Source organism: Pseudomonas sp. F-14 TE3482, from assembly GCF_053629455.1.
This window is the reverse complement of sequence record NZ_JBRJII010000001.1, coordinates 2,437,821-2,458,671: the sequence shown is the minus strand read 5'-3', so window position 1 is coordinate 2,458,671 and position 20,851 is coordinate 2,437,821. Positions and strand designations below refer to the sequence as shown.

General features: G+C 60.1%; 17 protein-coding genes. 8 read left to right on the top strand and 9 right to left on the bottom strand.

Annotated elements, in window-relative coordinates:
- Positions 1-113: 113 nt before the first annotated feature.
- Positions 114-1,556, bottom strand: coding sequence for a PTS system trehalose-specific EIIBC component (treP, locus tag AB7M26_RS11125; RefSeq protein ID WP_123494385.1), 1,443 nt, complete (start codon positions 1,554-1,556; stop codon positions 114-116).
- 237 nt (positions 1,557-1,793) lie between these two features.
- On the opposite strand from treP, the gene treR reads away from it, so the two are divergent.
- Positions 1,794-2,498 carry a trehalose operon repressor gene (gene treR / locus AB7M26_RS11120; RefSeq protein ID WP_019647781.1) on the top strand — a complete coding sequence of 235 codons (705 nt, stop codon included), beginning with the start codon at positions 1,794-1,796 and terminating at the stop codon, positions 2,496-2,498.
- Positions 2,499-2,820: 322 nt separating this feature from the next.
- Here the strand turns inward: treR and AB7M26_RS11115 are convergent, their stop codons facing one another.
- Positions 2,821-3,684 carry a class I SAM-dependent methyltransferase gene (locus AB7M26_RS11115; RefSeq protein WP_123494386.1) on the bottom strand — a complete coding sequence of 288 codons (864 nt, stop codon included), beginning with the start codon at positions 3,682-3,684 and terminating at the stop codon, positions 2,821-2,823.
- A 47-nt stretch (positions 3,685-3,731) separates the two neighbouring features.
- On the opposite strand from AB7M26_RS11115, the gene AB7M26_RS11110 reads away from it, so the two are divergent.
- The gene (locus AB7M26_RS11110) at positions 3,732-3,911 is read left to right on the top strand and encodes a DUF736 domain-containing protein (RefSeq protein ID WP_123494480.1); all 180 of its coding nucleotides are present in this window, start codon (positions 3,732-3,734) and stop codon (positions 3,909-3,911) included.
- Here the strand turns inward: AB7M26_RS11110 and AB7M26_RS11105 are convergent.
- Positions 3,890-4,783, bottom strand: coding sequence for an NAD(P)/FAD-dependent oxidoreductase (locus tag AB7M26_RS11105; protein ID WP_123494387.1), 894 nt, complete (start codon positions 4,781-4,783; stop codon positions 3,890-3,892). The genes AB7M26_RS11110 and AB7M26_RS11105 overlap by 22 nt on opposite strands.
- A gap of 108 nt (positions 4,784-4,891) precedes the next feature.
- Here AB7M26_RS11105 and AB7M26_RS11100 point away from each other — a divergent pair, with 108 nt between their 5' ends.
- Positions 4,892-5,539: a TetR/AcrR family transcriptional regulator gene (locus tag AB7M26_RS11100; protein WP_123494388.1), complete on the top strand. Its 648-nt coding sequence runs from the start codon at positions 4,892-4,894 to the stop codon at positions 5,537-5,539.
- A 528-nt stretch (positions 5,540-6,067) separates the two neighbouring features.
- Positions 6,068-8,140: a TerD family protein gene (locus tag AB7M26_RS11095; protein WP_123494389.1), complete on the top strand. Its 2,073-nt coding sequence runs from the start codon at positions 6,068-6,070 to the stop codon at positions 8,138-8,140.
- Positions 8,141-8,336: 196 nt separating this feature from the next.
- On the opposite strand, the gene guaA is transcribed toward AB7M26_RS11095, so the two are convergent.
- The 4 genes from guaA to AB7M26_RS11075 form a co-directional block, all read right to left on the bottom strand.
- Positions 8,337-9,914, bottom strand: a complete 1,578-nt coding sequence (gene guaA, locus AB7M26_RS11090) for a glutamine-hydrolyzing GMP synthase (RefSeq protein ID WP_007903619.1) — start codon at positions 9,912-9,914, stop codon at positions 8,337-8,339.
- Between the two features lie 93 nt (positions 9,915-10,007).
- Positions 10,008-11,477 (bottom strand): IMP dehydrogenase, encoded by a 1,470-nt coding sequence (guaB, locus tag AB7M26_RS11085; protein WP_008070940.1) that lies wholly within the window; start codon positions 11,475-11,477, stop codon positions 10,008-10,010.
- Between the two features lie 216 nt (positions 11,478-11,693).
- Positions 11,694-12,242, bottom strand: a complete 549-nt coding sequence (locus AB7M26_RS11080) for a sugar ABC transporter ATPase (protein ID WP_123494391.1) — start codon at positions 12,240-12,242, stop codon at positions 11,694-11,696.
- A gap of 184 nt (positions 12,243-12,426) precedes the next feature.
- Entirely contained in the window at positions 12,427-13,194 is a 768-nt protein-coding gene (locus AB7M26_RS11075) for a sulfite exporter TauE/SafE family protein (protein ID WP_123494392.1), read from the bottom strand.
- A 100-nt stretch (positions 13,195-13,294) separates the two neighbouring features.
- On the opposite strand from AB7M26_RS11075, the gene AB7M26_RS11070 reads away from it, so the two are divergent.
- The 4 genes from AB7M26_RS11070 (at position 13,295) to leuA (ending at position 18,669) form a co-directional block, all read left to right on the top strand.
- Complete coding sequence (locus AB7M26_RS11070; RefSeq protein WP_123494393.1) at positions 13,295-14,245, top strand: LysR family transcriptional regulator; 951 nt, start codon at positions 13,295-13,297, stop codon at positions 14,243-14,245.
- Positions 14,246-14,332: 87 nt separating this feature from the next.
- On the top strand, positions 14,333-15,712 hold the full coding sequence (gene xseA / locus AB7M26_RS11065) for an exodeoxyribonuclease VII large subunit (RefSeq protein WP_429375012.1): 1,380 nt from the start codon (positions 14,333-14,335) through the stop codon (positions 15,710-15,712).
- 3 nt (positions 15,713-15,715) lie between these two features.
- Entirely contained in the window at positions 15,716-16,537 is an 822-nt protein-coding gene (locus AB7M26_RS11060) for a peptidoglycan DD-metalloendopeptidase family protein (protein ID WP_123494395.1), read from the top strand.
- Between the two features lie 452 nt (positions 16,538-16,989).
- Complete coding sequence (gene leuA, locus AB7M26_RS11055) at positions 16,990-18,669, top strand: 2-isopropylmalate synthase (protein WP_123494397.1); 1,680 nt, start codon at positions 16,990-16,992, stop codon at positions 18,667-18,669.
- Positions 18,670-18,872: 203 nt separating this feature from the next.
- Here the strand turns inward: leuA and AB7M26_RS11050 are convergent, their stop codons facing one another.
- Both AB7M26_RS11050 and AB7M26_RS11045 read right to left on the bottom strand, forming a co-directional pair.
- A complete protein-coding gene (locus AB7M26_RS11050; RefSeq protein ID WP_123494398.1) occupies positions 18,873-19,664 on the bottom strand; it encodes an amidohydrolase in 792 nt (263 codons plus the stop codon).
- On the bottom strand, positions 19,652-20,800 hold the full coding sequence (locus AB7M26_RS11045; RefSeq protein WP_429375011.1) for a pyridoxal phosphate-dependent aminotransferase: 1,149 nt from the start codon (positions 20,798-20,800) through the stop codon (positions 19,652-19,654). The genes AB7M26_RS11050 and AB7M26_RS11045 overlap by 13 nt, the downstream gene beginning before the upstream one ends.
- Positions 20,801-20,851 lie beyond the last annotated feature (51 nt).

Sequence of the window (20,851 nt, the reverse complement as noted above, 5' to 3'; positions counted from 1 at the left end):
GGATTCCTTCAGTAAGTTTTGTACTGGCCTTGGGGGCCTCTTCGCGGGCAAGCCCGCTCCCACATTGGAATGCGGTCAACTGTGGGAGCGGGCTTGCTCGCGAATGCGATCTGTCAGGCGACCCGATACCCCGGCCGGACAATCCTCATGCTCAACCCGCAGGTCAGAACAAACGGCACGACCATGGCAATCACCATCCCGACCACGAACATCGGAATGAACTGGGGGATGATCGAGATGAAACCGGGCAACCCGCCAACGCCGATCGCCGAAGCCTGAACCTTGTTCATCGAAAGGAAAATGCTGCCCAGCGCCGAGCCGATCAGGGCCGCATAGAACGGAAATTTGTAGCGCAGGTTGACCCCGAACATGGCCGGCTCGGTGATGCCGAAGTAAGCGGAAATCGCTGAAGTCGAGGCCATGCTTTTGTCCCGCACACTGCGGGTCATGTAGAACACCGCCAGTGCCGCGCTGCCTTGGGCGAGGTTGGACATGACGATCATCGGCCAGATGAAGGTGCCGCCCTGGGTGGAGATCAGTTGCAAATCGACCGCGAGAAACATGTGGTGCATGCCGGTGATTACCAGCGGTGCGTAGAGCAAGCCGAAAATAGCGCCGCCGACCATGGGCGCTAGGTCGAACAGGGTCACCACGCCTTCGGTGATGAGAATCCCCAGATGGCGGGTCACCGGACCAATCACTGCCAGCGCCAGCACACCAGTGACGACGATGGTGGTGATCGGCACTACCAGCAATTGCACCGCATTAGGCACTCGCGCCCGCAGCCATTTTTCGATGACGCTCATCACATAGGCCGCCATCAGGATCGGCAGGATTTGCCCCTGATAACCGACCTTCTCGATCTGGAACATACCGAGGATGTCGAAGTACGGCAGGCTCTGCCCCTCAAGCCCAGCCACCGCTTTGCCGTAGTTCCAGGCATTGAGCAGATCCGGGTGCACCAGCATCAGGCCGAGCACGATGCCAAGGATTTCGCTGCCGCCAAAGCGCTTGGCCGCCGACCAGCCCACCAGTGCTGGAAGAAACACGAACGAGGTGTTGGCCATCAGGTTGATCAGGCTCCAGAGCCCGTCAAGCTTGGGATAGGCGTCCAGCAGAGTCTTACCCTCGATGAACATGCCCTTCGCGCCGATCAGGTTGTTGATGCCCATCAGCAGGCCGGCAATGATCAGCGCCGGAAGGATCGGCATGAATACGTCGGAAAACACCCGCACCAACCGCTGCATCGGGTGGATCTTGTCGGCGCTTTTCTGTTTGACGTCGGCGATGGTCGAGGCGGCGAGACCGGTTTGCCGGCGCAGCTCGGCGTAGACCTTTTCCACTTCGCCGGGGCCGATCACCACCTGGAACAGACCACCGGTAAAGAACGAACCTTTGACCAGATCGATCTGGTTCAGCGTGGCGCTATTGACCAGGCTCGGGTCCTTGAGGGCCAGGCGCAGCCGTGTGACGCAATGCGCGGCCTGCTCGAGGTTATCGCTGCCGCCGAGGCTGTGCAGCAGCTCAGAGGCGATGTTCGGATAGTCGTGGCTCATGCTTGTTCTTCCACTGTAGTTTTTTGTTATTGGCAGCACGCCGAAGCGAAAAGTACTCGTCTGTACGAGTTATTGCAACAACTCGTACAGACGAGTTTGGTTTTGTTTATCCTGAACCCGACAAGCGGCGATATTTCCTACCTCAAAAGTCGAAGAAACCTAAACCCGCATGGACAAACCCCTACCCTGCCCTTAAGGTTCAAAACCTTGAGCACAGCGCGGCACAGAGCCATCCCCATGAGTAAATACAACCAGATCTACAGCGATCTGCTTGCCAGCATCACGACCGAACGTCTGGAACGCGGCGCACGACTGCCTTCCGAAACCGAACTGATGGACAGCTATCAGGCCAGCCGCGGCACCGTGCGCAAGGCCATCGAGCAATTGCAGGAGCGCGGCTTCGCCCAGAAAGTCCACGGCAAAGGCACCTTCGTGCTGTCCACCAACCCGATCGAATTCCAGCTCGGCGGTATCGTCAGCTTCCAGGAAACCTACCCGCGACTGGGCAACGACGTCAGCACCGAGGTGGTCGAATTCACCCAGATCCCCCTCGAAGGCCCACTGCTCGAACACATCAAGGCCGAAGAAGGCAGCCTGATCACGCGGATCAAGCGAGTACGGCGGATCGACGGCAAACGGGTGATCCTCGACATCAACCATTTCGTCAGCGACGTGATTCCCGGCTTGTCCCGCGACATTGCCGAGCACTCAATCTACGCCTTCATCGAGCAGACCCTGCAACTGCAAATCGCCTACGCCCAGCGCACCATCGAAGCGGTGCCCCGTAGCAAAGATGACCAGCAACACCTGGATCTCGACGGCCAGAGCCATGTGATCGTGGTCAGTAACCAGACGTTTTTGCAGGACGGCCGGCAATTCGAGTACACCGAGTCGCGGCATACGCTGGATAAGTTCTACTTTTCGGATGTGGCGCGGCGCTGAAACGCAAAAGGCCCCGTGAACTCGCGTTCACGGGGCCTTTCAGGTGTTAGGGACGATCAGTTACAGTCGAGATCGCTCGAAATTTCCCGCCTGCTCCTGCCTGCAATTGTGCCCTTTGCAGTAGGCGTGCAATGCCGTATCCGCGCAAGGAGGTAATGCATCGAGCTGACGCAACACATTTTGGGCGATCTCCTTGTCCTTCGACGTTGCATGATCGACGCGGGCAGTGGCCACAGAATGGAAATAGCGGAAGGTCGACTTGTCCTTCATGTCCGTCGGCGTGACAAGCTTCCGAGCGGGGGCATCTCCCCTTTAATCCCTGTCAGCTTGCCGGATTGCGTGCCATGACGATCCACGCCGCGCCGTCGATCATCACCGACCGCTCGCCGGGGAAGCCCGCGAAGGCGGCACGAACCGCGGCCCAGGCACGGGCGCGGATGTCGTCGGGCTGATCCGCGAGCACAAGCGACAGCGGGCCGCCCTCGAACGCCATCTTCACCGCGTCGTCGATCGCCGCGTCCCGCGTCCCGCCCTCGCCGAACGGGATAGAAGCATCGAAGGGCGCGATAGCGATATCGGTGAAGCCGGCCGCTGTCAGGATGCGCGTCACCCGTCCCCGGTCGCCGAACGAGAACGGGCCGGGCGCTTCGGGACCGGGCGGCGCGGGTAGCGGGACGATGTCCTTGATCGCGCCCATCGGCAGGCGCAGCCAATCGTTCTCGGCCACGCCGCGCCAGCAGACGAAAGCGACCCGCCCGCCCGGCCGGAGCGCGCGTCGCATATGGGCGAACGCCCCTGTCGGATCGTCGAAGAACATCACTCCGAAACGCGAGAACAGGATGTCGAACGCGCCCTCGGGCAGCTCGGCGCTGCTGGCGTCGGCTACCCGGAACCGGGCCGGCGTATCCTGTGGCGCAAGCGCGCGCGCTCGGCCGATCAGCGGTTCGGATATGTCCACGCCCAACACTTGGCCCCCCGCGCCGACGCGGGCGGCCAGAGCCAGACTCGACGCGCCCGCGCCGCAGCCGACGTCCAGCACGCGCTCACCCGTCGTGGGCGCGGCGGCTTCGATCGCGGCCTGGCCGAACACCGCAAACATGGCGTCGAGCCGGGCCTGGTTGGCGACCCAGTACTCTCCGCTTTGGCCATTCCAGTCGGCGACCTGATAGGCATTTTGCTCTGTCATGATACATCTCCTCGTTTTGATTCGTTCTAAACCCGCCTCCAGCAGCGATAAGGCACCAGACCGAGATCGGTGCCGCCTGGCGCCGGACCTCGAAGGACAACCCCTCCTACCATTCCGTCAAACTCGACGATCCGTCCTTCACCGCGCCGATCTACGCCAACCTCTTCGAAAGCGACGACGCAACCGGAGAAGGGAATCTGTGCTCTCAAACCAGCATCGATTGCTGAGCGGAGATACCCGCCGTCGCGCCGTGCGATGTTGCCAGGGTGACCGAGGCCATGAGGGGGTTTGCTAGGTCGCCCGCGGCGTAGACGCCGGGCATGCTGGTTTCGCGGCGTTCGTCGACCTTGAGGGCGATGCCCAGGGGCGTATCGACCGTGGCGAGGCCCAGCGATTCATGCAGGCGCGCGGACGGCTTGTTGCGCGGATGCGCGAACAGGATGTCGACCGCGACAGGGGGGCCGGCGTCGAGCCTGACGGTGGCGTTATGGCTCTCGTCATGGTCGATTTCGGTGATCCGGCCATCGACGACAGGGATGCCGCGGCGCGCCAGATCGGCCCGGATGTCGGGTGGAATGTCGTGACCATTGGCGAAGACCGTCAATGTGTCGGTCCAATCGTGGTACAGCCTGACGTAGTTGTGCGACGGCGGGCCGGACCAGACGAGGCCCCAATGCCGGCCGGCAACTTCAAAGCCGTCGCAATAGGGGCAGGGCACGATGGAGCTGCCCCAGCCTTCGGCAAAGCCGGGAAGTTCAGGCATCTGGTCGGCGACGCCATAGCTCAGGATCAGGCGGCGCGCCCTGAGGCTTTCGCCATCGCCAGTGAGGACGGAGAAATCGTCGATGGCGCCGGAGATGCTCTCGGCCCGGGCAGTGACCAGCCTGACCGTGGGATAGCGCGCCAGCTGCTGCCGCGCCTCGGCCAGGATCTCCAGCGGTGGCTTGTGGTCGTGGCCGAGCAGGCCATGCGAGTGGTCGGCGAAGCGATTGCGCGGCAGGCCGGTATCGAGAACGGTGACCTTTCGGCGGGCACGGCCGAGCTGCAGGGCTGCGGCAAGACCGGCAAAGCTGCCGCCGATGATGATGACGTCATTCATGGTGATAGGCTCCATGTTATGGATGAAGGGAGATTGGCTTGCACTTTTAAGATACTTTGAAGTACCCTAATTCAAGAATTAGAATACTGTCAAGTACTGGAATTTTTTATGAGCGAAAACAATCAGGGCCGGCGCGGCCGGCCCGCCAACGAGGCGCTTGGCCAAACAATAGTCGACGCCGCGTGCGAACTTTTTGTGGAATTGGGTTTTCAAGCGACGACCATGGACAAGGTCGCCCAGCGGGCGAAGATATCCAAGCTAAGCATCTATAGGCACTTCGAGAACAAGGAGGCGCTGTTCAGCGCGGCCATCGCGGCCCACTGCCAGCAGTTTGCACCACAGGCCCTTTTTGAAGGCTTCGACGGTTCGGCCGAAGATCAGCTCATGGCGGTGGGATCAACCCTGCTTCGCACCCTGTTGAGCCCGGACGTGCGGAGTGTTGAAGCCATGATCATGGCCGACAAGACGAATCAAAAGTCGTTAAGCAAGCGCCAATACGAAGCCGGCCCCGCCTATGTCATCGCCCAAATCGAGGCCCTGTTGCGTCAGTTGCACGCGAAGGCGGTTCTGAACGTGCCCGATCCTCTCCAGTCCGCCCGCTTGTTTGCCGCACTTTTCAAAGGATCCGATCTCCTGATTATCGCGCGCTTCGATGAGGCGAGAGCAGAGGACGACAATGAAGTCGAATCCTATTGCCGGTCGGCCGTCGCCATGTTCATCGCCGCGCACGGTGGCAACGACCACGCGGGCGGATAAGCATTTGATTGCTCCGGGCAGCTTGGCCGAGGCCGTCGTCCAGGCGCTTCGTCATATTGGGCCGGCGCGCGCGGCCGAGCTTGCACAGATCGCGGCACCTCATCTTTCCCCCAACGATAAAAAGACGCTCGCATCTACCGCGGTCCAAGCTCCCGCCTGGATGCGGTCGACGCTTCTCTCCATCGCAGATCCGGCAGCAGTCGGGACTGGGAACTTTGCCGACCTTGAAGGCACACTTGACCAATAACGCCGCCACTTGTCTGGACGATGGACAAGCGACTTGTCGCTCATCAGCCCCTATTCTTCTGGCGAAGCAGCTTGTTACCGTTGAGGTTTGCAGCAACCTGACAAACAGAAACAACCTCCCGTAGAATGCCTTCGTGGCTATGGAACACCTTCCTTCTAAACCTCTATGAACTAGGGGTTCCGCTCTCCACACCGCGCCTGCTTCTAGCAGGCGTTTTTATATCAGCTGTAGACACGATGCTGCAGCTCGCTCACGACGGCGGCCAAAGGAGAAAATCAAGCATGAATCAGGAGCTGTTCCTGCGTCGCCGTAGCAAAGTTCACGTCCCGATGGGCACTGGCGGTGCCACGCGTGCTCAGGTCGCGTCGGCTGTCCGGGAAGTCGCGGCGTTCCGATGCGTACTATCAGAAACTCTGATTGAGCAAATCGGCATGTTGTCAGCGACAGAACTCAAGCACTGGTTGCGTGGCATTGTCGGAGTCCTTCGGCGGAGGAGTGGCGCTCATGTGCACCACCGGCCGTTTTATCCTGACTTTCCAGAGCAGGTTCTGACGGCCACAGAGGCGGAGTTGTACCTTAACGCCGTCATGCATTACCTCACGCTTCGGCGTTTACCACCGACTGAAGAATCCCGACCTCCACTGCTTGAAGGCAACTTCATACCCTGGGTTATTGAACCGGGAAGCATCCCTGAGTTCGAGTCACTGCTCGAGCCGCTGGTTTCATCGCGCACCTCACTTTCCGAAGAGGAAACTGCTGATGTCGTCTGGTTTGTCCGAGAGTACAAAAGCGATGTGTTCCGTCTGCTGCCCAAGGCTATCCCTTTCCGGGAGATCCGTGCACAGGTTGGCGGCGCACTTATCCTGCATGTAGCCGGCGATGCACGGGTGGACGCATTCCTGGAGCGCAACGTCGAAACGGCGACTGATGTGCTACGACTCGCGGTCGCGCTGAATGGAGGAGACGTGTCACTGACGACAGCTTCGACACGTTTCACAGCGATGAAGCGCTCGGTCCGCCGCCTGCTGTTACGCCTGCTCGACCACATACCCAACGCCACAGAAGACGTGATGCGCCATGCCGAGCGCTGGAAGCGTCTGGCTGAAGTACTGCATCCGGGCGACTACGCCGACAAGTACCCACGAGCGCTAGCGGCCATCACGGCAGCGCGTTGCAACGAGGCGCCAGCCACATTTGGTTCACGTATCGAAACACTGCTTGCCCAGCGCGACATCGCCACGCTTATGCCCATACTACAGAGCCGTCCCGGTGAGTTCGCACGACGGCTGGACGTGACCCTGCGGCGCGCGACGGACCCCGAGTCGGTTCTCGACGCATTCGAGGCTGTTGCGACACAAGTGTCCTCACCTGTCCTGCTGCAGTTGCTGGCCCAGGTACGCGCTCCACGCCCCCTGCCCCTGCGGGCCTTTACACCGAAAGGTGCATTCGCCAAGGTCTATGGCATCAAGGATCGCCGCGAACCTCTCACACCCGAAGTGTTGGCTCGCGCAGCCCGAATCTGCGAAAGCGCGCTTGTAATGCGTTTTGCATCGCTGCCGCCACTAGGTCGCTGTTTCATCGATCCAGCATTACGCGAATACAAGGTGCCGCTGGCGCAGCGAGCCTCATCGAAGTCGCTACGTACGCTGGTGCGAGGCAGTCGGTTGCCTATGCCTGATACACGTTTCATTCGCCTGTTCCTGTGGTGGAAGAATGGCACCGGGCGCACGGACATCGACTTGTCCGCCGCCTTTTTCGACGCCAACTTCGTATTCAAACAAACGGTCGCGTACTACAACCTGAAGGATTACGGCGGCTACCACAGCGGCGACATCGTCGACGCGCCCGACGGAGCTTCGGAGTTCATCGACCTCGACATAGATGCCCTCGTCGACAGGGGTATTCGCTACGTCGTCACGTCCATCAACTCCTACACCGAGCAGCCGTACTGCGACCTTCCAGAATGCTTCGCTGGCTGGATGGCCCGCGCCGACACGGCGTCGGGTGAAGTATTCGAGCCGCGATCCGTATTCGACCGTGTCGATATCGCATCCGACACAGGGATCTGTCTGCCCTTCGTGATGGACTTGCAGGAACGACGCATGATTTGGGCCGATCTGGGGCTCACTTCATCGCCGCGGTGGAACAACGTCGGGAACAACCTCAGTGGGGTATCGTTGATGCTGCGGGCTTTGGTGCATACACCACGGCCGGATTTGGAAACTCTGTTCGACTTGCATGTTCGAGCACGCGGGGAACGAGTGGCTTCGCCGCAGCAGGCACAGGCGGTGTTTGCACCTGAGCAAGGGATAACGCCGTTCGATACGGATTTGATTCGATCACAGTTTCTCTAATACCTACGCCAGCCTTTGCGATCTATTGAGAACAACGGCTCTTGCTTCGGTGCTTTCCAACCAAAAACAAAAATTCCAGTCAGCATGACTGAGTGGCTGTTCGCTCCAGAGCACTATGAAAAACTCAAAAAAAACGCCTGGTACATAAGCACCAGGCGTTTTTTGTTTCAGCCGATCGGCCCTGAGGCCGGGGGCATCACTCCCACTCAATCGTCGCCGGCGGCTTGCTCGACACGTCGTAGGTGACGCGGGAGATGCCTTCGATTTCGTTGATGATCCGGCCGCTGACAGTTTCCAGCAGTTCGTAAGGCAGGTGTGCCCAACGCGCGGTCATGAAGTCGATGGTTTCCACGGCACGCAGGGCCACGACCCAGGCGTAACGACGGCCATCGCCCACCACGCCCACCGATTTCACCGGCTGGAACACTACGAATGCCTGGCTGACCTTGTGGTACCAGTCGGCTTTACGCAGTTCTTCGATGAAGATGTGGTCGGCACGACGCAGCAGGTCGGCGTATTCCTTCTTCACTTCACCGAGGATCCGCACACCCAGGCCCGGGCCCGGGAACGGGTGACGGTAGACCATGTCGTACGGCAGGCCCAGTTCCAGGCCCAGACGACGGACTTCGTCCTTGAACAGCTCGCGCAGGGGTTCAACCAGCTTGAGGTTCATTTCTTCCGGCAGGCCACCCACGTTGTGGTGCGACTTGATCACGTGCGCCTTGCCGCTTTTCGCGCCAGCCGACTCGATGACGTCCGGGTAAATGGTGCCTTGGGCGAGGTACTTGATGTTATCCAGTTTGTTGGACTGGGCATCAAACACGTCGATGAAGGTACGGCCGATGATCTTGCGTTTCTTCTCTGGGTCGGACTCGCCGGCGAGGTTGTCGAGGAACTGGTCTTCAGCGTTGGCGCGAATCACCTTGACGCCCATGTTCTCGGCGAACATGGCCATCACTTGCTCGCCTTCGTGCAGGCGCAGCAGGCCGTTGTCGACGAAGACGCAGGTCAATTGGTCGCCGATAGCCTTGTGCAGCAGCGCGGCAACCACCGAGGAGTCAACGCCGCCGGACAGGCCGAGCAATACGTTGTCGGTGCCAACCTGGGCGCGGACCTGGGCGATGGCATCTTCAGCAATCTTCGAAGGTGTCCACAGGGCTTCGCAGCCGCAGATGTCGAGGATGAAGCGCGAGAGGATGCGACCGCCCTGCTTGGTGTGGGTCACTTCCGGGTGGAACTGCACGCCGTAGTAGCCGCGAGCATCGTTGAACATGCCGGCAATCGGGCAGCTCGGGGTGCTGGCCAGGATGTGGAAGTCTTCCGGCATCTTGGTGACCTTGTCACCGTGGCTCATCCACACGTCGAGGCCGAACAGGCCATCGGCGTCGATATGGTCTTCGATGCCATCGAGCAGACGGCTCTTGCCGACCACGTCAACGCGGGCATAACCGAACTCACGCAGCTCGGAACCTTCGACCTTGCCACCCAGCTGTTCAGCCATGGTCTGCATGCCGTAGCAGATACCGAAGACCGGTACGCCCAGGTCAAACACCGCTTGCGGGCAGCGCGGGCTGTCGGCTACGTGCACGGACTCGGGGCCGCCGGCGAGAATGACGCCTTTTGGAGCGAATTCGCGAATCGCTTCGTCGTCCATGTCGAACGGATGCAGTTCGCAGTACACGCCGATTTCACGCACGCGGCGGGCAATCAGCTGGGTGTACTGGGAACCGAAGTCGAGGATCAGGATGCGGTGGGCGTGAATGTCGAGGGCCATGTGGTCAGTCTCGTCTATGCAGTTCGGTGAAGAGAATCAGAAACAACTCGGGGCTGAAAACAGCCCCGGTTACTTAACTTATTGCTGGAAGCCTCAACCTACGCGGTAGTTTGGCGCTTCTTTAGTGATTTGCACGTCGTGAACGTGGGACTCGGCCATGCCAGCGCCGGTGATCCGCACGAACTCAGGCTTGGTGCGCATTTCTTCGATATCGGCGCTACCGGTGTAGCCCATGGAAGAACGCAGGCCGCCCATCAGTTGATGGATGATGGCGCTCAGGGTGCCCTTGTACGGAACACGCCCTTCGATGCCTTCCGGAACCAGTTTCTCGGCACCTGCCGAGGAGTCCTGGAAGTAACGGTCGGAGGAACCTTGAGCCTGGGACATGGCGCCCAGCGAACCCATGCCGCGGTAAGCCTTGTACGAACGGCCCTGGAACAGTTCGATCTCGCCTGGCGCTTCTTCGGTACCGGCGAACATCGAGCCCATCATCACGCAGGAAGCACCGGCAACGATGGCCTTGGACAGGTCACCGGAGAACCGGATGCCGCCGTCGGCGATCAACGGAACGCCAGTGCCTTCGAGGGCAGCGGCGACGTTGGCGATGGCACTGATTTGCGGGACGCCGACACCGGCGACGATACGGGTGGTGCAGATCGAGCCAGGACCGATACCGACCTTGACTGCGTCAGCGCCGGCTTCGGCCAGGGCCTTGGCGGCAGCGCCGGTGGCGATGTTGCCGCCGATGACCTGCACTTCAGGGAAGTTCTGCTTGACCCAGCGAACACGGTCGATCACGCCCTTGGAGTGACCGTGAGCAGTGTCGACCACTACCACGTCAACGCCAGCGTGAACCAGGGCAGCTACGCGGTCACCGGTGTCTTTACCGGTACCGACTGCAGCGCCAACGCGCAGACGACCCTGATCGTCCTTGCTGGCCAGCGGGTAAGCCTTGGCTTTTTCGATGTCGTTGACGGTCATCATGCCTTTGAGGGCGAATTTGTCGTCGACGATCAGCACGCGTTCGATGCGGTGCTTGTGCAGCAGTTCGCGCACATCGTTCTTGTTGGCGCCTTCCTTGACCGTGACCAGACGCTCTTTAGGCGTCATCACTTCACGGACGGAGGCGTCCATGCGGTTTTCGAAACGCACGTCACGGGAAGTGACGATGCCGACCAGGTCGCCATCGTGCAGTACCGGTACGCCGGAGATGTTGTGCAGGCGGGTGAGTTCGAACAGTTCACGAACCGTGGCGTCAGCCTCGATGGTGATCGGGTCCTTGACCACGCCGGCCTCGTACCGCTTGACCTTACGCACTTCGGCAGCTTGCTGCTCGATGGTCATGTTCTTGTGGATGATACCGATGCCACCTTCCTGAGCCATGGCAATTGCCAAGCGGGCTTCAGTAACGGTGTCCATGGCAGCAGAAACCAGTGGAATATTCAGCTCGATGCCACGGGTAAGGCGGGTCTTGAGACTGACTTCGTTAGGAAGAACCTCGGAATAACCGGGCACTAAAAGAATGTCGTCGAAGGTCAGAGCTTCTTGGCTGATACGCAGCATCGCGGGGGCTCCCGAGCGGGAAAATGGAAGCGCGCCATTATAGTCAGACACCCCCTCGGGTTCAATGTAAAACTCTGTCTATTATTGGCATTACTGACATACGGAGAAACAAAGCCCCTGTAGGAGCTGCCGAAGGCTGCGATCTTTTGACTTTGATTTTCAAAAACAAGAGCAAAAGATCGCAGCCTTCGGCAGCTCCAACAAAGGCGCCCGCGTTCAGAGTTCGACTTTGACCCAGCTCACAGGTTGATCCAGCCAATCGGCAAATTCGTCGATGAAGCTCTGCTTGAACCCGGCCTCGAGCCAGTTGTTGAAGATGAAACCCAGGTTGGAAAAGCCGCATTCCTGCAAGAACAGAAACCCGTTGATGTCATCTTCATGCCCGCATTCAGGGCACGTGAAGTTATCGGTGCGCCCCGGCATCCACTCTTCCAGGCTTTCGAACAATGCTTCGCCGATCTCCTTGCGGCACTCGGAGCAGCCGGCTTCTTCGAGAAACCCCTTGGCCGGTGTGTAGATGCAGCGTTTGGTGATGATTTCCAGGCCATTGACCGGCTCGCCGAACGGCAGCGCATCAGGGTGCAGGACCACGGCGCGGGCTCCGTCGGCGATGGCGTGGGCCATGCGATTGCCGGTGCGGCCACAGGTGGTCAGCTCTTCTTTAATGATGTTCTTGCGCACCAGCCAACGCACGACCGCCCGGGCCCGGGGTTCGTGTACCGGCAGGGTGGAGATTTTCGGGACGATGATGCTTTGGGAATTCATGGTGCAAGCCTACTGCGTCAAATGGATATTTCTGCGGTGTTCGTCCTGACGCCATCGCGGGCAAGCCCGCTCCCACACGATCTCGGTCGTAAACACATTTGTGCTCACCTCAGATCCTTGTGGGAGCGGGCTTGCCCGCGATAGCGTCAGGGCGGCCGGCAGCTTAATCCCTGACGAAATCCGGTCAAGTACTCAAATAACGCCCGATCAAGGCAATCCCGCTGGCCAGCACCAGCCAGGTCACCAGCCGCACGAATGCCTCACGGGACAATTTCATGGTCAACCGCCGGCCGATCCACAACCCCAGCGCCATCGCCGGCAACAAACACAGCGCCAATATCAACAAGGGTAGCTCGGCATACACACCGGCGATGGCAAACAGGCTCAAACGCACCACAGTGCTGCAACTGATCAGGGCACTCTGGGTTGCCCGGGCCGCATCCTTGGACAAGCGACTGTTCAGATAGATCGCATATAAGAAGCCGCCACTGCCAAACAGCGCCCCGAACATCCCGCCCACGGTGCCCATCGGCACCGCCCACCCGGCGGACAATTGCGCCGGACGGGTTTTAATCCACAGGCTGTAAATCGCATAGGTGCTGATAAACAGCCCCATCAACAGCAGCAAAACATCAGACTTCAGGTTCAGCAGGAAAATAACCCCCAACGTGCAGCCCACCGCCATGCACGGGAGCAGTCGGAGCAATTCTGGCTTCGCCACATCCCGTCGCGAGGGCAGCAGATTGCCGAACGCCGCGACGAAATCCAGCAGCACCAACAGCGGCACGATTTTCGACAGCGGCATGAACAGGATCAGAATCGGCCCCGCCACCAGGGCGGTACCAAAACCGGCGATGCCGAACACGATGTAGGCCAGGGAAACGCCCAACCCAATCACCAGCCAATCCACCGCACCCCACGGCCATTGGTTTAACAACTCCAGCACATTCATCGATACGGCTTCCTTTTATTCCTGCGATGACTTTAGCCAGCGCCGAGCGTTGCGACTAATATCTTCAACGTCGACTACCCATCTCGAAAAGGCATACCTCGTGCTTTCAACCCGCCAATTGCGTTACTTCGTGGAAATCGCCGAGAGCGGCAGCTTCAGCGCTGCGGCCGAACGACTGTTTATTGCTCAATCCGCCCTGAGCCGGCAGATCAAGGACATGGAAACCCGGCTGCAAACGCCGCTGTTCGAACGCACCGCGCGCCAGCCCCGTTTGACGGCGGCAGGTGAAGCTTTTTTGCCTCGGGCCAGAAACCTGCTGAACGAACTGACCAAGGCCAGCGAGATGGCCACCCAAGTGGGCAGTGGTCAACTGGGCGTGTTGCGCCTGAGTCACTCCAGCACTGTGCCTATGAGCGGTCGGCTGTTGCGAGGCATCAGCGACTATCTGGATCGGCACGCTGGCGTGTCCATGGACATCGTCAAGCTGTCCTCCGAGGCGCAACTGGAAGAATTGGCCGAAGGTCGTCTCGATGTGGGTCTGTTGCGCCTGCCGGTGTTGCGTCAGCGTGAAGGGGTGCAGATTGTTCCGCTGTACAGCGAGCGCTTGTTGCTGGCGGTGCCACCGAATCATCGGCTGGCTGTGGATAAGTCCGCGCAAGGCATCGATCTGGCGCAGTTGAAGAATGAGGCGTTTATTTCCATCCCTCATCCACAGCGTGGCGGTCTGAGCTATTTGTCCGCCGAGTTGTGCATGCGCCAGGGATTCTTTCCCCAAGCGGCTCGGGTGGTGTCGCGTAAAACCACGCAACTGCAATTGATCCAGGCCGGGTTCGGCATCGCGCTGTTACCGGAATCGATGCAGGACATCGCGCCGCCGGATATCCACTTCCTGCCCTTGGCCGACCCGGATTGCCACAGCACCGTCGCCCTCGCCTGCCGGCAAAATCCCACGGCGCTGGTTCAGCACTTCATCAAAACCTGCACAAATCCCTGTGGGAGCGGGCTTGCTCGCGAAGGCGGCGTGACAGTCGACATTAATGTTGAATGTTAAACCGCTTTCGCGAGCAAGCCCGCTCCCACAAAAGGGATTTGCGTGGAGCATGGAGATTGTTTGCCGAATGCCTTTAAACTGCGCCCCATGATTAAAGATCCCTTTGCAAGACTCGGCCTGGACCGGGAAGTCCTGACTGTCAGCCAGCTCAACGGCCGCGCGCGGGTGCTGCTCGAAGACGTGTTCAGCAACATCTGGGTCGAAGGTGAAATATCCAACCTCGCCCGCCCGGCGTCCGGTCATGTGTATTTCACCCTCAAGGACAGCGGCGCCCAAGTGCGTTGCGCGCTGTTCCGGCAGAACGCCGCGCGGGTTCGCCAGGCGTTGAAGGACGGCTTGGCGGTCAAGGTTCGCGGCAAGGTTTCGCTGTTTGAAGGCCGTGGTGACTACCAACTGATCCTCGACACCGTGGAGCCGGCCGGCGATGGCGCCCTGCGCCTGGCCTTCGATGCCTTGAAGGAGAAGCTCAGCGCCGAAGGCCTGTTCAGCGCCGAACGCAAAGTGCCGTTGCCGGCGCACCCGCAACGCATCGGCATCATCAGCTCGCCCACCGGCGCGGTGATCCGCGACATCATCAGTGTGTTCCGCCGCCGCGCGCCGCAGATCCAACTGACGCTGATCCCCACCGCCGTACAAGGCCGCGAAGCCACCGCACAGATTGTCCGCGCGCTGAAACTGGCGGACGCCCGCGGTTTCGACGCGCTGATCCTGGCCCGTGGCGGCGGTTCGCTGGAAGACCTCTGGTGTTTCAACGAAGAAGCCGTGGCCCGCGCCGTGGATGCCTGCGTGACGCCGATTGTCAGCGCCGTCGGCCACGAAACCGACGTCTCGATCAGTGACTTCGTCGCCGACGTCCGCGCCCCGACACCGTCCGCCGCGGCCGAGTTGCTCGCGCCGGATTCCAGCGATCTGGTGCGTCGGGTCGAAAGCCTGCATCGGCGCCTGGTGATGCGCATGCGCGACCGCCTGATGCGTGACCGGCTGCGTCTGGAAGGTATTTCACGCCGACTGCGCCATCCCGGCGAACGACTGCGTCAGCAGGCACAACGTCTGGATGATCTGGACATGCGCATGCGCCGTGCGTTCGAACGCAGCCTCAATACCCGTCGCGAACGCCTGATCCGCCTGGAAACCCGCCTCGCCGGGCAACATCCAGGGCGACAACTGGCGATGCTTCGTCAGCGCCTCGACAGCCTCGCCGAACGCCTGCCCCGGGCCATGCGTGAAGGGCTTAAATCCCGTCGCCTGCAACTGCAAAGTCAGATGCAGACGCTGCACGTGGTCAGCCCCTTGGCGACCCTCGCTCGCGGCTACAGCATTCTGCTGGACGAGCGCGGCAATGCGATTCGCAGCGCCGCGCAAACCCACACCGGCCAGCGCCTGAAAGCCAGACTGGGCGAAGGCGAACTGCAGGTGCGGGTCGAAGACAATCACCTGACGCCCGTCACCCTTTCTTTACTGGATTGATCCATGCCGCGTTTTTTAGCTCCGCTGCTGTTGCTGTGCCTGACCTTCAACGCCCACGCCGACAGTTACATCACCCGCCTGTTGAACAAACCGGTGCCGGGTGGCGTGGCGGTAGTGGATCTGGGCAGCTCCGCCCAGGCACCCAAAGCCAGCTATCAGGGGAGACCGGTATTGGTGGTCAAGGAACAGAACAACTGGCTGGCCATCGTCGGCGTGCCGCTGACTGTAAAACCGGGTACACAACAAATCAGCAGCGGCGGTCGTAACCTGAACTTCATCGTTGCCAGCAAGAAATACCCGGAACAGCACATCACCCTGAAGAATACCCAGCAGGTCAATCCGAACCCGGAGAATCTCAAGCGCATCGAGGGCGAACTGGCGGAGCAGATCCAGGCCTACCGCAGCTTCAGCCCGAACACCCCGAGCAATCTGCTGCTGGACAAACCGGTCAATGGGCCGCTGTCGAGCAAGTTCGGCGTGCGCCGCTTCTTCAACGGTGAAGAGCGCAACCCCCATTCAGGCCTGGATTTCGCGGTGGGCGCTGGAACACCCATCAAGACCCCGGCCGTCGGCAAGGTGATCCTGATCGGTAACTACTTCTTCAATGGCAATACGGTATTCGTCGACCACGGCCAGGGCTTTATCAGCATGTTTTGCCATATGTCGAAGATCGATGTGAAGGTCGGCCAGCAACTGGCTCGCGGTGGCGTGGTTGGCAAGGTCGGTGCGACTGGCCGGGCGACTGGGCCGCATATGCACTGGAACGTCAGCCTGAATGACGCCCGGGTGGACCCGGCGATTTTCATTGGCGCATTTCAGCCCTGAAGCATTGTGAGGCCACTGGCCTCATCGCCAGCAGGCTGGCTCCCACATTGGACCGTGTTCACAACACAACGCCCCTGTGGGAGCTAGCCTGCTAGCGATAACGCACTCCCAGCGCACTGAAATATCTCGACCGGCGCAATTGCGCAGCTATCAAACCCCGCGCAAAAATCACAACGATCGGTCGAATAAAACACAATAAAATCGCGCAAACCTCCGCTTTTCGAGTATTCCTCTCAATTTTTTTCGACTGCTTGCCATCCTTTCCTCCCGCGGTTAGGGTTGAAGGCATGAAAACCTCTCACACCCTCATTCAGCTCCGCCAGCACCGCAGCCTGTGCCTCGTCAGTGCACGACTGCCAGGCTGAATCGCGGTGCCTCGTCTTACGCTTTATCCCAACTTTTGATCCACCGGCAGGCCGCCTTTTTTCGGCCCACACAATAAGGATTTCCCGATGAGCATGCTCAAAGACCCGTCTTCGAAATACCGCGCGTTCCCGACCATCGATATCCCGGACCGCACCTGGCCATCGAAGACCATCACCGCAGCGCCGATCTGGTGCAGCTCGGACCTTCGTGACGGCAACCAGTCGCTGATCGAGCCGATGGACGCGGTCAAGAAGCTGCGTTTCTGGAAGACCCTGGTGCAAGTCGGCGTGAAAGAAATCGAAGCCTCGTTCCCGGCCGCTTCACAAACTGACTTCGACTTCGTGCGTACGCTGATCGAAGACGGCCACATCCCGGACGACACCACCATCCAGGTGCTGACCCAGGGCCGTGAAGACTTGATCGCACGCACCTTCGAATCCCTGCGCGGCGCCAAGAAAGCCATCGTTCACCTGTACAACGCGACCTCCCCTTCCTTCCGCCGCATTGTCTTTAATCAGGACAAGGACGGGGTCAAAGCCATCGCCGTAAACGCCGCCAAGCTGTTCGTCAAATACGCCGCCCAGCAGCCGGAAACCGAGTGGACTTTCGAGTACTCGCCAGAAACCTTCAGCGCCACCGAGCTCGAGTTCGCCAAAGAAGTCTGCGACGCAGTCATCGAAGTCTGGAACCCGACGCCTGAGCACAAGGTGATCCTCAACCTGCCTGCCACCGTCGAATGCGCCACCCCGAACATCTATGCCGACCAGATCGAATGGTTCGGCCGCCACATCAACCGTCGTGACAGCGTGATCATCAGCCTGCACACCCACAACGACCGTGGCACTGGCGTAGCCGCCACCGAGCTGGGCCTGATGGCCGGTGCCGACCGTGTCGAAGGCTGCCTGTTCGGCAACGGCGAGCGGACCGGTAACGTCGATCTGGTGACCGTGGCATTGAACCTCTACACCCAGGGCGTCGACCCTGAGCTGGACTTCTCTGACATCGATGGCGTGCGCAAAGTCGTCGAAGAGTGCAACCAGATTCCTGTGCACCCACGTCACCCGTATGTCGGCGATCTGGTTCACACCGCCTTCTCCGGCTCGCACCAGGATGCGATCCGCAAGGGCTTCGCCCAGCAGCAACCGGACGCCCTGTGGGAAGTGCCGTACTTGCCGATCGACCCGGCCGACATCGGCCGCAGCTACGAGGCGGTGATTCGCGTCAACAGCCAGTCGGGCAAAGGCGGTATCGCTTACCTGCTGGAACAGGAATACGGCATCAACTTGCCACGCCGCATGCAGATCGAGTTCAGCCAGGTCGTGCAGCGTGAAACCGATCGCCTGGGCCTTGAAATGACGGCCCAGCAGATCCACGCGTTGCTGCACAGCGAGTACTTGCAGGCCAACACCCCGTACGCGCTGGTCAGCCATCGCTTGCAGGAAGAAAACGGTCACAGCGCGGTGGAAGTGGAAGTCTCCAGCAAAGGCCAGGGCGAAACCAACCTGCACTGGCGTGGCAAGGGCAACGGCGCTCTGGAAGCGCTGGTGGCCGGTCTGCCGATTCCGGTGGAAATCATGGACTACAACGAACACGCCATCGGCGCGGGCACCAATGCCAAGGCTGCGGCCTACATTGAACTGCGCGTAAACGGTGAGCGTGCGGTGCACGGCGTCGGCATCGATGAAAACATCACCACCGCCAGCTTCAAGGCCCTGTTCAGCGCACTGAACCGCTCCCTGAGCCAGCCGGAAGCGAAAGCGGCGTAAGTCAGCGCTGCAATGCAAAAGGCCCCGGGGTGAGAACCTCGGGGCCTTTTTGTTTGCCTGGAGTTTTTGTGTTGCCTGTAATGCCCTCATCGCGGGCAAGCCCGCTCCCACAGTGATAGCGCCGAACACAAAGTTTGTGCACACCACTGAACCTGTGGGAGCGGGGCTTGCCCGCGATGAGGCCGGTTCAGACAGCGAAAATCTCAAGTGAACTCGAAGGTATCCGCATCCAGATTTGCCGGAAACCGCGTGCGATAAGCCGCCAGTTCCGCCGCGTCCAGAACGACCTTGAACACACCATCAGCATCGCCTGCGCCAAGCAACGTTTCACCCTGAAAATCCAGCACCTGACTGTCACCGGTATACGCAAAGCCTTTGCCATCGGTACCTATGCGGTTCACCGCCGCCACATAGCAGAGGTTTTCAATCGCCCGTGCCGGTAGCAAACGGTTCCAGTGCTGGCGCCGGGCGCCCGGCCAATTGGCGGTGTACAGCAACAAGTCGGTGTCTTGAGGGTCGCGGCTCCAGACCGGGAAACGCAAGTCGTAGCAAATCAACGGCCGCACTCGCCAGCCCTTCAATTCGAACTGCACCTGACGCTCGCCCGGGGTGAAATGGTTGTGCTCGCCCGCCATGCGGAACAGGTGACGCTTGTCGTAATGCCACACCTCCCCGTCCGGTCGCGCCCACAACAAACGGTTGCGATGACTGCCATCAGCCACCTGGACGATGATGCTGCCGGTGATCACCGCATCCAGTTTCGCCGCCTGAACCCGCAGCCATTTACTGGTGGGGCCATTTTCCGGCTCGGCGAGGGTTTCCGATTCCATGGAGAAACCGGTGGTGAACATCTCCGGCAGGATGATCAGGTCCGCGCCGCGAGCCTGTTCCAGCAAAGGCTCGAAATGCTCCAGATTGGCCTGACGATCATGCCAGGCCAGGGTGGTCTGGATCAGCGCGACATTCAGATTGGGCAGAGCACTTAGATCACGCATAGTTTTGCCGCTGCTTCACGCAGGGTCTCCTCGCGTTTGGCGAAGCACAGACGCACCAGGCGCTGGCCTTCGGGTGGCGTCTGGTAGAACACAGAAATCGGGATGCTCGCGACGCCATGTTCACGGGTCATCCACAGCGCCATCTCGACGTCATTGAGGTCCGGGCGAATCTGCGAGTAATCGACCAGCTGGAAGTAAGTACCGGCCACGCGGGTGAAACTGAAGCGCGACGGCGACAGCAGATCGCAGAACAGATCGCGCTTGGCCTGATAGAAGTCCGGCAACTCTTCGACGTGTTCCGGATGCTCGGCCATGTAATCGGCCAACGCGTATTGCAGTGGCGTCACGCCGCAGAAACTGACGTATTGGTGAACCTTGCGCAGCTCCGCGGTGAGGGCCGGAGGTGCCACGACATAACCGGTTTTCCAACCGGTGACGTGGTAGGTCTTGCCGAACGAACTGACCACAAATGCGCGCCGGTAGAGCTCTTCGTGGGCCAGTACGCTGACGTGAGATACGCCATCGAATACCAGGTGTTCGTAGACCTCGTCGCTGATCACATAGATATCGCGGTCGCGAATCAACGCCGCCAGTTGATCCAGCTCGGCACGACTGATCAGCGCGCCGCTGGGGTTGTGCGGGCTGTTAAGAATGATCATCCGCGTACGCGGGCTTAACGCATCGGCAAGCTTCTGGAAGTCGATGCTGAAATCGTTGAGGCCCAGTTGCACATGCACGCAACGGCCACCGGCCAGCTCCACCGAAGGTTCATAACTGTCGTAGGCCGGATCGAACACAATGACTTCGTCACCGCTGTGGATCACCGCCTGAATGGCGCAGAAGATCGCCTGTGTCGCGCCGGGAGTGACCGTCACTTCGCTGTCGGCATCGACATGGGCGCCGTAGCTGCGAGCGATCTTCGCCGCAATCTGCTGACGCAACACCGGCAAGCCGGTCATCGGCGAATACTGGTTGTGGCCACTGGCGATGTGCCGACCGACTGCATCACGCAGGGCTTGCGGGCCGTCGAAATCGGGAAACCCCTGAGACAGATTGATCGCCCCGGTTTGCACCGCAAGCTGGGACATCTGCGTGAAGATAGTGATGCCGACATTCGGCAGCTTACTGGTGATCATCGGTGATTCCCTGGCTCTACACCCGGCTCTACGACGGCACGGGAGAGCTCG